Origin of the sequence: Novosphingobium profundi, assembly GCF_020524485.1 — a bacterium.
In the GTDB taxonomy this organism is placed as follows: domain Bacteria; phylum Pseudomonadota; class Alphaproteobacteria; order Sphingomonadales; family Sphingomonadaceae; genus Novosphingobium; species Novosphingobium profundi_A.
On sequence record NZ_JAIVLF010000001.1, the window covers coordinates 884,765 to 896,613 of the forward strand.

The 11,849-nt window shown below is 67.0% G+C and carries 7 protein-coding genes; 1 reads left to right on the top strand and 6 read right to left on the bottom strand.

Annotation, left to right across the window (positions count from 1 at the left end; genetic code table 11):
• Positions 1-70 precede the first annotated feature (70 nt).
• The 4 genes from LC060_RS03815 to LC060_RS03830 all read right to left on the bottom strand — a co-directional run bounded on the left by LC060_RS03815 (position 71) and on the right by LC060_RS03830 (position 8,809).
• A complete protein-coding gene (locus LC060_RS03815) occupies positions 71-5,857 on the bottom strand; it encodes a beta strand repeat-containing protein (RefSeq protein ID WP_226632850.1) in 5,787 nt (1,928 codons plus the stop codon).
• A 530-nt stretch (positions 5,858-6,387) separates the two neighbouring features.
• The gene (locus LC060_RS03820; RefSeq protein WP_226632852.1) at positions 6,388-6,783 is read right to left on the bottom strand and encodes a c-type cytochrome; all 396 of its coding nucleotides are present in this window, start codon (positions 6,781-6,783) and stop codon (positions 6,388-6,390) included.
• Between the two features lie 5 nt (positions 6,784-6,788).
• The gene (locus LC060_RS03825) at positions 6,789-8,405 is read right to left on the bottom strand and encodes an FAD-binding oxidoreductase (RefSeq protein WP_226632854.1); all 1,617 of its coding nucleotides are present in this window, start codon (positions 8,403-8,405) and stop codon (positions 6,789-6,791) included.
• Positions 8,402-8,809, bottom strand: coding sequence for a hypothetical protein (locus LC060_RS03830; protein WP_226632856.1), 408 nt, complete (start codon positions 8,807-8,809; stop codon positions 8,402-8,404). The genes LC060_RS03825 and LC060_RS03830 overlap by 4 nt, the downstream gene beginning before the upstream one ends.
• Before the next feature lie 125 nt (positions 8,810-8,934).
• Here LC060_RS03830 and LC060_RS03835 point away from each other — a divergent pair, with 125 nt between their 5' ends.
• Positions 8,935-9,573: a TetR/AcrR family transcriptional regulator gene (locus LC060_RS03835; protein ID WP_226632857.1), complete on the top strand. Its 639-nt coding sequence runs from the start codon at positions 8,935-8,937 to the stop codon at positions 9,571-9,573.
• 11 nt (positions 9,574-9,584) lie between these two features.
• Here LC060_RS03835 and LC060_RS03840 read toward each other — a convergent pair whose 3' ends face one another.
• Positions 9,585-10,262, bottom strand: coding sequence for a hypothetical protein (locus tag LC060_RS03840; protein ID WP_226632859.1), 678 nt, complete (start codon positions 10,260-10,262; stop codon positions 9,585-9,587).
• A gap of 107 nt (positions 10,263-10,369) precedes the next feature.
• Positions 10,370-11,848 (bottom strand): TolC family protein, encoded by a 1,479-nt coding sequence (locus tag LC060_RS03845; protein ID WP_226632861.1) that lies wholly within the window; start codon positions 11,846-11,848, stop codon positions 10,370-10,372.
• Position 11,849 lies beyond the last annotated feature (1 nt).

The window sequence follows — 11,849 nt, forward strand, 5'->3', positions numbered from 1 at the left end:
GAGCAGTGCCGACACCATTGCAAACGGGCGCAAGGATTTGGTCCTTGCGCCCGTTTGTGGTGTGAGGAGGTCAGAGGATGAGGATGTCCGCCTCGGTCAGCGTGGTGACACCGTCGAGAAGCGCGATCTGCTGCGCTTCGCCTGCACCGCTGCCATCGGCATCGTAGTAGAGCTTGCCAGAGCCTGCATCGAAGATGAGGAAATCGTCGGCCTCGAGCGCCTCGGTTCCCATCACGATTTCGCCCGCCTCGACCGTGAGCCCGAGCGCTGTGAAGACCGCGCCTTCCAACGCGATGACATCGCCGTCCAGCGCATCGAAATCCTTGATCTTGTCGTAGGTCGTCGCATCGGCGGGCATGTTGGCAAGGACGAACATGTCCGCTCCGGCGCCTCCGGTCAGGATGTTGCGGCCCGCATTCCCGATGAGCACGTCATCGCCCGCGCCGCCATCGAGAATGTCGACCTCATCCCCTCCGATCAGGGTGTCGTTCCCCCCTTCGCCATAGAGCTTGTCGCGCCCGTCGCCACCGGCAAGGACGTTGGCGCCGCCATTGCCGGTGATCTTGTTGTCGAGAGCGTTGCCGGTGGCGTCGAGATTGCCTGTCCCTGCAAGTTCGAGGTTCTCGACATGGGCGAAGAGCTCGGTGATCGAGATATCGCTGACCACCGTGTCGGTCGTGCCGCCCAAGGCGTCCTCGATGACGCTATCGCCCAGGGAATCGACATAGTAGGTGTCGTTGTCGGCGCCGCCATGCATCTCGTCGTCGCCCGATCCGCCGTTGAGCCGGTCCTTGCCGTCTCCGCCGAAAAGCACGTCGTTGCCATCGAGGCCAAAGAGCTTGTCGTTGTCGCCAAACCCGTTGAGGACATCGCGACCGGACGTGCCGTCAAGGTTGTCGCGTCCGCTGGTTCCATCGATGATGGTGAAGGCAGAGCCCACCGAGATGTCGAAGCTGGCCTGCGCGCGCGATCCGTCGGCTGAAAGGGCCTCGACGGTGATTGCACGGGTGACCGGTCCGCTGGTGTCGAAACCGGCGCCCACGGTCACGACCCCGGTCAGGGCGTCGATGGCGAAGTCGTCCCCGCCTGCGAGCAGCGTGTAGGTGACTGCATTGAGAGTGGCGTCGCCATCCAGGGCGTTCACCGTGATCCCGGTATAGTCCCCTTCGGAAGGTGCGGCGCCGACAAGGTTCTCGCCTGCATCGCTGTCCACGGGCGCGGTGACCGCGAACTCGTTCACGTCTGCGACCTGGATCTCGAACGTGGTGTCCGCGTGTGATCCGTCATCGGACGTCGCGCGGACGGTGATGAAGCGGCTGGCACCGTCCTCGCGGTCGACGCTGCCCGCGACAAGGACTTCGCCGGTGGTCGCCGAGACGAGGAAGCGCCCGCCGTCATCGTCGAGGAGCGAGTAGGAGACCCCGTTGGTCGTGGCGTCGGCATCCTGCGCACTGACGTGGATGCCGGTCGCCGTACCCAGTCCGGCGTTCTCGGTCACGAGGCCGCCCGGAGCGCCGAGAGTGTCGAAGGGTGCGGAGACGTCGAACTCGTCCTCATCCGCGATGGCGATGGTGAACGTGCGGACCTCATGGCTACCATCGCTGGAGGTGGCGCGCACGGTGACATCGAGGCTGGCCGCGCTCTCGCGATCAATGAGGGCGCCGTCAGCCACCGAGAGCACGCCGCTGTCCGATGCGATCATGAACGCACCGCCCGCATCGTCATCAAGGCTGTAGGTGACCGTGTCGGCAAGGTCCGGGTCGCTGGCGAAGGCGGTGAGGCCGACGAATGTCCCTGCGGCGGCACCTTCCAGGACGCGGTCGGGGGCTATGTCGGTGTCACTGATCGCCGAGATCGCGGTGTCGCTGGTATCGGTCACGGCGATGGTGAAGTTTGCTTGCGAGGACGTTCCGTCGCTTGAGGTCGCGGCCACCGTGATCGCGCGGGAGGCGCCGCCCGCCCCCTCGCGGTCCAAGGTGAGCGCGGTGGTGACGACCCCGCTCGCCGCGTCGATCACGAAGGCCCCGTCGGCATCGTCGAGCAGGCTGTAGTTCACCCAGTTGGCGGTGTCGGGATCAATGGCTCTTGCGGTGATGCCCGTGGCCGCGCCGGCGGCGAGCCCCTCGGCGACGGCGTTGATCGCGCCATCGATGTCCCCCACAGGGCCCACAGGGTCGGCCACGCCCAGGATGGTGACGGTGACGAAGCCGACATCGCTGGAACTGGCGCCATCGGAGAGCAGGTAGGCGATGTTGACCGCGCCGGTCTCGCCTGCATCGAGGTACGCATAGGCCGCGGTCAGGTCGAGTTCGAGCGCATCGCCCGCGCCGGTCACGGACAGCGTGCCGTCCCCTGCGGTAAGGCCTGCCCCGATGATCATGCCGGTGCCCATGTCGTTGCCGAGCACGTCAAGGACGTGCAGGTCGCCAGCGGTGACGGCGAAGATGTCGTCGTTTGCTACCAAGGGGTCGGCAGGAACGAAGCCGAGTGTCTCGATGCTGGTCGCCTCGGTCACGGCGCCATCGGCGTGGCGGGTGATGCGGAAATGGTCGAGGCCGAGGACGAGGATGGCGTAGTCCGCAGCCGTTCCGGCGAGCAGCAAGGTGTCCTGTCCGGCGCCGCCGTTGACGGTGTCCAGACCTGCGCTGAAGCGGATGATGTCGCGTCCGCCGCCAGCTTGGATGATATCGTCGCCATCGCCGCCATCGAGCAGGTCGCTGCCGCCACCACCTTCCAGCGTATCGTTGCCCGCGCCGCCGGAGAGGTCATCGCCGCCGTTGCCGCCGACGAGGCTGTCATCGCCGCCATTGCCGGAAAGGACATCTTCGCCGTCGCTGCCCGCAAGGACATCATCGCCCGGCGAGCCGTTGACGAGGTAGGACGTGGAGGATGCATCGGGCGCGATGTTGAGGTTCAGCGTGTTGCCCGCAAAGCTGTTGGGTGCGCTGGTGTCTTCGGAATGCGCGGCCGTGAACGTCCCCGCCTGCGTGAGGGCCCAGCCGGTCCCGGTGAGGCTGTTGCCGGTCATTGCGGAGGCTTCGGTATCGTAGAGGTAGATGCCGACCGAACCTGAAGTGGAGGGCGCTGTGAGCGTATTGCCGGTGATGTCGACGACGCCGGCATCGTAGGCCAGGATTCCCGCCGCGCTCCAGGTGCCGGGCGTATAGGCGAAGCCCGAAATGGTGTTGCCCGACAAGGTGGCGTCGGCATCGCTGACCAGAACGATGCCGTTCTGGGCGATCAGGTCGGTGGCGCCCGCGCCCGAGATCTGCGAGCCGGTCACCGAGAGGTGCAGGCCTTCGCCGCGCGCGTCGATGGCGTTCTTCTGGATGTCGAGGAGCGTCGCATCGACGACTGCGACACTGTGGGACGCACCTGCGGTGCTGCGCGCCAGCACGCCGTAGCCATGCTGCGCGCCGCTCAGCACGCTGTCGCGCATGCCGGAGATCGTGCCGTCGACATAAGCGCCATCGGCATCGAGAAAGGCGATGGCGGCGAACGTCCCGCTGACGAAGCCGTTGCCTTGTCCGCGCCCGTCGATGTCGAGGCCGGTCACGACAAGATCGGCCCCGCTACCTGCGGTGATAAGGGCAAAGCTGCCGCCGTTGCTGGCAATCGCGGCGTGATCGGGCGCCTCCAGAGTGGCGCCGTCCGCGCCGGTGATGCGCAGGCTCTTGCCCTCCACCAGAACCTGCTCGCGGTAGGTGCCCGCGCTGACGAGAACTTCGTGGCCGTTGCCTGCGGCATCGACGGCATCCTGGATCGTGGCGAAGGTGCCCAGAAGGGCCCCGGACCCGTCGACCAGTTGCACCGGATCGGTGAGGTCGAAGACGGTCGGCGTGGGCGTGCCGAAGCCGAAGGAGAGGATCTCGATCCCGCTCAGCACGTCGCTGCCGTCCTCGGGTGTGGTCACGCCGGTAAAGGCGGTGACGAAGCCGATGGCATCGGTCGTGACGGCAAGGCTCGCCGCACTGGCGGGTGCGCGGTAAAAAGCGGTGTCGGTGTCCTCGCCGCCGTCGAGCGTGTCCGCGCCCAGCCCCCCGAAGAGGAGGTCGTCGCCGCCAAGGCCGGACAGAGTGTCATCACCGCCCAGGTCCTCGTCGGTCTCGGAGGGGAAGCCCAACGCGTCGTTGGCTTCAGTGCCGGTCTGGACATCATCGGCGGCCAGGCCGCGCACGAAGACGTCGAATTCGGCCGGGGAGGGCGAGGTGTTGGTGACGCTCAGCCCGGACAGGTCGAGCGTGCTGGTGTCGACGCCGCTGCCGTCGTAGCCGCCCGGCCGTCCCGGTGTTCCGGGCGCCGTGCCGGTGTCGGCGCTCGAGATGGGGTCGATGAAGGCCAGATAGCCCCAGCCGCTGGCGCCGGTGAGGCTGGAGCCGGTGATCTCGAGGCCGGACAGGTCGGTGTAGCCCTGCACCATGAACTGGGGCTTGTCGTAGTCGCCGGTGACGTGGACGCCATCTAGGATCACGTTGCCGATGGGGCCGGTGACATCGTAACTCGCCTGGGTGAAGCCCGCGATCTGGATGGCGTTGTCCGCGCGGGGGGTGGTTCCGGCCGCGGCGCCGGTAATGGCGACATCGCGCAAGGTGATATCGCCGGTGTACTCGAAGAAGACGATGTCGCCGGTGCCGTTGGACCCGCCAAGCGCGTTGCGCTCGAACTGCGAACCGGTGATCGCGATGGCCGCGACGGCGGCTGTCTCGTTGGCGTTGAAGCCGCTGCCCGACATGTTCGCGATGTGGACGTTGTCGAGGTTGAGCGCGGCCAGTTGTGCGCTGGTGGCAACCGAGACGCCGACGGCGCCCCCATCGGCCGCGATGTTCGCAATGTCGAGCGTTCCGGACGCGGCGTCCGCCGTGACGAGGAGGGCCGTGCCCGCGCCGGTGCCGATGGTGACGGCCGGTTCGCCTTCGCTCGTTTGCGCGCCGAGGAAATTGACGGCGGTGGCGATCACGAGATTTTCGGCATAGCTGCCGGCCGCGATGTCAATCGTGTCGCCATCCGCACTGGCATCGAGCGCGGCCTGGATCGACATGCCGGGGACGACATGGAAGAAGCCGTCATCACTGCCGGTGGTTTCGATGAAGAGCGTGTCGCCCGTGATCTCGCTTGCGGCAATGGCGGCCTTGGCCTCGGCGGTGCTGGCGTAGGCGCCCAGGATCGTGGTTCCGGCGAAGACCTGGACAGGGGCAGTGTCCACCGTCGCCAGCGAGAGGTCGTCGACGGCGATACCGTTCGCGACATCGATGCGCGTGAACCAGCCGTAGCGATTGCCCCCGTAGCTTGCCGCGAAGTCATCCTGAGGCGCGCCAAGCGTTTCGCTGAAGAGGAGGCTCTCGCCCGGGCCGTAGACGTTCATCACGACTTCCAGAGTGCCGCTGGTACTCTCCTGGAAGACATGCTCGAAGGTGTACCAACCCGAGGAGGAGACCTCCAGGTGCGCGCCGTTCTCGAGGTCCTGGCGCGGGGCGGCACTGGAATTGTTGCTTACGCCTACCAGCAGCGCGTCCGAACTGGTGTCCTGCGTGACGTGGAAGACGAAGTCGCGCAGATGCAGGCCATTCGCTCCGTTGGCGGCGACCGAATATTCGAAGCCTTCCCCGCTGGCCATATCGGTGTCGAGGTAGATCGTGATGCGCGTCGCAAGGCCCGCGTCGTCTCCGGTGCGGTATCCGTCGAAACGGGTGAAGGCGGTTCCCTCCGTCGAGGGGCCGATGCGCAGGTGCGCCGAGCCTGAGGCCGAGGCGATGCCGTTGGAGAGTGAGGCTTCGTTGACGAGGTCAATGTCGCCGCCAAAGGTCAGGAAGGGGCCGGTGCCGCTTTCGAAGTTCTCGAGGATGCGTGTGAGGCTCATGTGCGCGCCTCCTGGCCAAAGCCCGCCTTGTTGGCCTCGTCGATCTGTCTGCCCTTGTGTGCTGTATCCATTTCCACCCTCCTCTTGAATCCGACCCGGGTCCCTCCCGCCCGGTCCGCACACGACGCGCAGAAGCATCCCCCGGCAAGGAGAGGCCCGAAAACCTGCGTGCCGGGGAGGGTGCCTGTCTGGCGTTGCGAACTATCTGAGCCTGGTGCCGAATACTCATCCGGCAATGTCGAGTCAGGGGAGATTAGTTAGAGAAATGAGACGTCGTCAATTCGTGCAGGTGTGGCGAAGGCATGTAGAAAGAGCCGATATGGCGTAAACTGACCTAAGTGTCCGTGAAAAGTACAAGGGGCTTTTTCGTATATGCTTGGGCCTCTGCCTAAGTCTGTTTCGCCCCCGTCTGGATGGCATGTATACAATATTCTTGAATTTCGTGGGCAGACGCGGCTTAGAGAGTGGAGGGGGAGAGGTTCTGTCGCTCTTTCGGGATCGGAGCGAAAAGTGGGCGTGGATGGCGGCAACTAGTTCTTCGTCGATGCGGCACTCGCTGACAGGTAGGCGGATATGGCCCCGACATCGGCGTCGCTCACTTCGGTCTTGCGGAACATGGGCATCGGGCCCGAGCCATGGCGTACGAAGTAGAGGATCGTTTCGGTGTCGAGGTCTTCGCGCTCTTCCAGGGCGCCGGGCAGGCTACCCTGGTAGCGCGCGGCAAGGGCTGCGGTCCCAGGGAGCTTGGGAGAGCCGTCATCACCGGGGCCGCGCCCATGGCAGGCCGCGCAGTGGCGCGCGAAGACAGCCTTGCCGCGCGCGACCTCTTCCTGGGCAGGCGGCGAGCCTTGCGCGGGCAGGGCGCTGGCCAGCGTGGCGAGCGCCAGCCCGGTGGCGGCGAGGAGGAGGGGGGAGATCGTGCGCATGGCGCTCACCTTTTGCGAAAGCGTTGGGGCCAGATGCCGCCGCGTCCCGGTGCGATAATGCCCGCCGGATCGATCGCGTCCTTGAGTGTTTCGTGGAAGCGACGCAGCGCGTGGTTGTTGAAGGAATAGGTGTCGGACACGGCATCCTGGTAGATCGGCGCGGCGCGGTAGTCGCCCCAGCCGTGCTCGGCGGCGACTTCGACAGCCCGACGCATGGCCGTGTCGACCATCGCGTTGAAGGCGGGATCGGCGCGCTTGACGGGCGGGGCGAAGACCATCTGGAAGGCGTGGGGATGCCAGTGGAGCGGGGCGCTCGCCGCATTGAAGTAGCTGGGCAATTGATCGAATTCATGGAGCGCATCGCCCATCACCCGCTGCATGCGAAAGACCTCTTCGCCCGAGCGTGCGAGCACGGGGAAGAAGCCCAGGTGCCCGTCCTCGCGCACGATCTTCCAGATGCCGAGGGAAGGGACGCCAAGCGCGCCGTGGCGGCGGATCGAGCTGCGGTAGGGCTGGGCGACGTTGGCCAGTTGTTCCTTCGTCGCAGGAAGCGGGAAGTCTTCGCCCGCGATCACGGTCGCGGTGGGAATGGCGGACAGGATGCGCTCGCGCGCGTGCGCGAAGTTGGCGCGCGTCGTCGCCTCGGGGCCGAAGAATTGGAGATCGACCTGCCAGGCGGGGAGGCCGGCCTCGCTGGCAGCGGCATCGAGCGCGGCGTCCGAGGCGCCGCCCTTCTTCGTGGCGAGGGCGGCGAAGGACGGATTGCCCATGAGCGCCATCAGCGGGCTGGCGTAGACCGGCTCGCCGCAGAGCATCGCATCGCTCAGGATATTGCACTGCTCGACCAGCTTCACGAAGTCGCGTCGGCGCGGCACCGTGACCAGAGCGGTGCGGTAGTGATCGGGCCGGGGATAGAGGCGAAAGCCCATCTTGGTGACGATGCCGAAGTTGCCTTGCGCGAACAGACCCGCCGGGTCCGGCCCGAAGCCGTAGCGGTATTCCTGCCAGGTCTTCGCGCCGGGCAGCGCGCCCATGCCGGTGCGCATGACCTCGCCATCGGGCAGCACGACTTCCATGCCGCAGCTCGCCCCGAAGTGGTCGCGAAAGGCGCCCATGGTATAGCCGATGCCGCGCTCCAGGCTGTTGCCGATGGGCGAGCCCCAGCCCGGATCGGGGCAGTCGATCATGAGCTTGAGGCCGCGCTCCTCGATGGTGCGGTAGAGGTCGAAATAGGAGACGCCCGGCTCGACCAGCGCAAAGGCGCGCGCCTCGTCGACTTCGAGCACCTTGTCCATGCGCTTCAGGTCCACGATCACGCTGCCGTGGACATTGGGTGAGGGGCCGCCGTAGCCGAAGTTCTTGCCGGTCGAAATCGGGAAGAGGGGGATGCCGAAGCGCCCCGCGATGCGTACGATGGACGAGACCTGCGCGACGTCGGCGGGCGCGACGGCGGCCGAGGCGAGGCGCTCTTGCTGGGTGTCCCAGACCGGCGAGAAGCTGTCGCGGTAGGGCCCCAGGTCCTCGTCTGAGGCAAACACCCAGTCTGGACCAATGGCCTGGCGCATCTCGGCCAGGGCCTCGGCAAAGCGGGCGGCGTCGAGATCAGGGGGCAGAACGCTCATGGCTGGGCCTTTGCGCTGGGATGGTGGGGGGCGATGCGCCAGCGCACGAGTTGGGGTAGGCGGGCAGTTTCGGGAGCGTAGCTGGCGCGCTCGACCACGCGTCGGCCCCGGCTCCAGGCCAATTGTTCGAGAACGAAAAGGGCATCGCGTCCAGTTAGCCCGGCAATACCGGTGCCCGGCTGGCGCCAGAGCGGATCGACGAGGTCGCGCCACAGGTGCGTGACGTCGCCGTCGATAGTGGTGGCGCGCAGGGCAGGGGCCATCGGCGCGCCCGCGAGCGGATAGCGGCTGTCCGCAACCCACAAGTCGACCGGGCGGGTATCGGCGGCCAATGCCCGGACTGGCAGGCCCAGCGTGAGCGAGGCGCCCGCGCCCAGCTTGATCACATCGCGGCGTTCCATCATCGCCTCTCTCCCATGGCGGCCTGGCTCTCTCGCACAGGTCATGAATTACACATATGTGTAAATGGGCTGTGGGCAGGCGTCAAGCCGCAGCTTCTTTCGGTGGTGCAGCCTTGCTAGGAGAGGCCATGTCCCAAGTCAGCGAACCCTCCGCCGCCGCCCTCGGCGCTACTCCTACCAAGCTCCTGCACGCGGCCGAGCAGATCGTGATCGAGGAAGGTGTCCATGCCCTGAGCGTACGCCACATCGCGGCGCGCGCCGGGGTGAACTCGGCGCTCATCCGCTATCATTTCGGCAATGTCGACGGGCTGCTGGCGCGCCTTGCACATCTCAACGCGGCCCGGATTGCGGACCGCCGCACAGAGCTTCTGGAGGCCTTGGCAGGCGCGGATTTCGAGGGCGGGGTGGATGCGCTGGTGGTCCCGCTCTGGGCGCCTGCGGCGCATGTGCCGGGGCAGCGGGCGATCGTGGTGCTGGACGAGATCTTCTCGCGCGCAGGCGGGGATCTGGGAAGCGAGGTGTGGGCGCTTTTCGCCGAGGGTGTGCGGCGGGTCAGCGCGGCCTTGCAAGCCGCGCTCGGCGGCGTGGACGAGGCGGCCCTGGCCTGGCGTATCCGGTTCGTGACCGCGGCCGCGCTCGACGTGCCACCGCGCGCCTCACGGGTGGAGGCGCGCGAGACTCAAGGGGCCTATGGCGGTGACGGTCTGGATGAGAGGCTGGCGCGCTTCCGGGGCTTTGCGCAGCAGGCGCTGCGGGTCATCGACTAGGCAATCGGGCCCTAGCGGCCCTCGTGCAACTCGACGAGTTCGTAGGCCGCGCCGATCTGGTCCCAGGTCAGGCGCAGGAAAAGCGCGTCGGGACCATGGACCCAGAGCTGGGCTGGCTCCCACTCGGGATGCCAGCGAAGGGCGTAGCGGCGTGCGGCGAAGGTGCCGGCCGGAACGGTGACGCTCTCTTCGCCGAGGTAGGCGACATCGATCGCGGTGGGCATCGCGTAGAGCCCTTCATCGCCCGCAGGCGCGACCGAGTTGGCAAGGCCATGGACGGTGCGGAAGGTGCCCTCGTCGTCGGTCCCGCGCGACAGCGCCACGAGAGCATCGCCCACGAGCGGGTGCAGGCCGAGATAACCAAGTTGCCCCTCGACCGCAACGCGCTGCGACAGGCGGCCCGTCGCGGCGATCTCGCCCTCGCATTCGAGCTGGCCGTCTTCGCACAGGAAGAGGCTCGTGCCCGCGCGCGCGCCGTGCTTGACGACGCGGCAAAAGGCATCGCGCGGGCGCCCGTTTGCATCGAGGAGCATCGAGACATCGCGCGAGAGGCCGACATCGTCCATCTCGCAAAAGGCGCGCAAGGTCCGGCCCGCGTTTTCACCATGGTCGATCATCTCGAACCACTCGCGTCCGGTCTGCTCCTCGCCCCTCAGGTAATCGATCCGGCCCTTGATGAACGTGCCCACGTGCTGTCTCCCTTCGCGCTACGGTGACGGGCGGTGTGGACGCACGGCCGGGCTCGCGCCAGCGCGGCGCGCAAAGAGTTCATGGAGCGGAACCTGACGCGCAAGGCTCAGGGGATCGGGGACGGGCCCATGCCTGCCAGACCCAGTGCCTCGCGGTCGGCGGTCGCGGCAGCGAGTTCGGCGTAGGCTGCGGCAATGCGCGCACGCGCCTCGATCAGCTTGACCTCGGCGTCGGTCGCGGTTTCCTCGCGCTGGTTGACGAGGAAGAAGTCGCTCGATCCCAGTTCGAAGCGGCGCCGCTCGGCCGAGGCCAGCTTGCGGGCCAGATCGCGCTCGACCGAAGAGGTGTCGATCAGTTGCAGCGCGGTGTCGACGGCAATGGAAATCCCGGCGACTTCGGCCTGAATCTGCTCGCGCAGATAGCGCTGCTTGATGCTGAGCTCGTCGATCTTGGCGTTGGTTTCGGCAAGCTTGCCCTTGGCCGCGCGGTTCTGGAGCGGGACCGAGAAGTGGACGCCCACGATCACCTCGGTCGGTGTGCGGCTGTAGCCGCCCAAGCCTTCCGAGCCGATGTCCTTGGCGACTTCGCCCTTGAGATCGAGGCGCGGGCGCAGGTTGTTCTCGGCCAGCGCGAGCTGGGTGCTGGCCTTGTCGATCTCCTCCATCAGGATCTGCACGTCGGGCCGTTCTTCCAGCGCGAAGTCGGTGCTCACCGTCATCGAATCGAAGGCATGATCCTGCCCGGGCAGGCGCTCTTCGGGCACCACAACGGGATTGCCGTTGAGGTCGCGGTAGTAGAGCGAGAGCTGGTTGGCCGCGCCCCGGAAGTCCCGCTCGGCCTGCACCACCAGCGCGCGGCGCTTGACCAGGTTCTGCTCGTTCTCGGTAAGCAGGATTTCAGGCCGCGCGCCCAGTTCGACCTGGCGCGTGATCGCGCGGCTGCGGGTCCGGGCAAGGTCAAGGAGAGCCTCGTAGGCGCGCAGCTTGAGCCCGGCGGCGACCCACTTCTGGTAGGCCGAGACCGCGCGGCTCTGCACGCCGATGGCGGTGGCCTCGGCCTCGAAGCGGGCGATGTCGATGTCGTTGTCGGCAAGCCGCGTCTTGGAGCGGCGCGAATCGATGAGGCGATCGCGCAGCAGCGAGTAGAGCGCACCGACCTTCAGTTCGCCCGCGCGGTTGGTGTAGGACTTGTCCTCGTAGATCGGGAACTCGCCGCGCGAATTGCGGTAGGAGCCATAGACGTAGCCGCCGTTGTCCAGCAGCGGCTGCTTGGCCTCGCCGGTGATCGAGGTGCCGTCGTAATAGCCTTCCACGCGGCTGCGCCCATCGACCGAGAAGACGAGGTCGAAGGCACCCTCGGCCGAAAGCGCGCGGGCCTCGGCCTGGCGGGTGCGGTTGAGCGCGGCGATGATCTGCGGGGCCGAACGGGCCGAGGCGCGCAGCACCTCGTTGAGAGTGAGCACGGGCGTGGCCACAGGCGCGGTGGCCTGCGCGTCTGTTCCCGGGCTTCCGTTCTGGGCCGAGGCAGCTGCGGGGATGGCAAGGGCCGTGGTCAGGAGCGCGGCCAGCGTAAGTCCGGGGCGCATG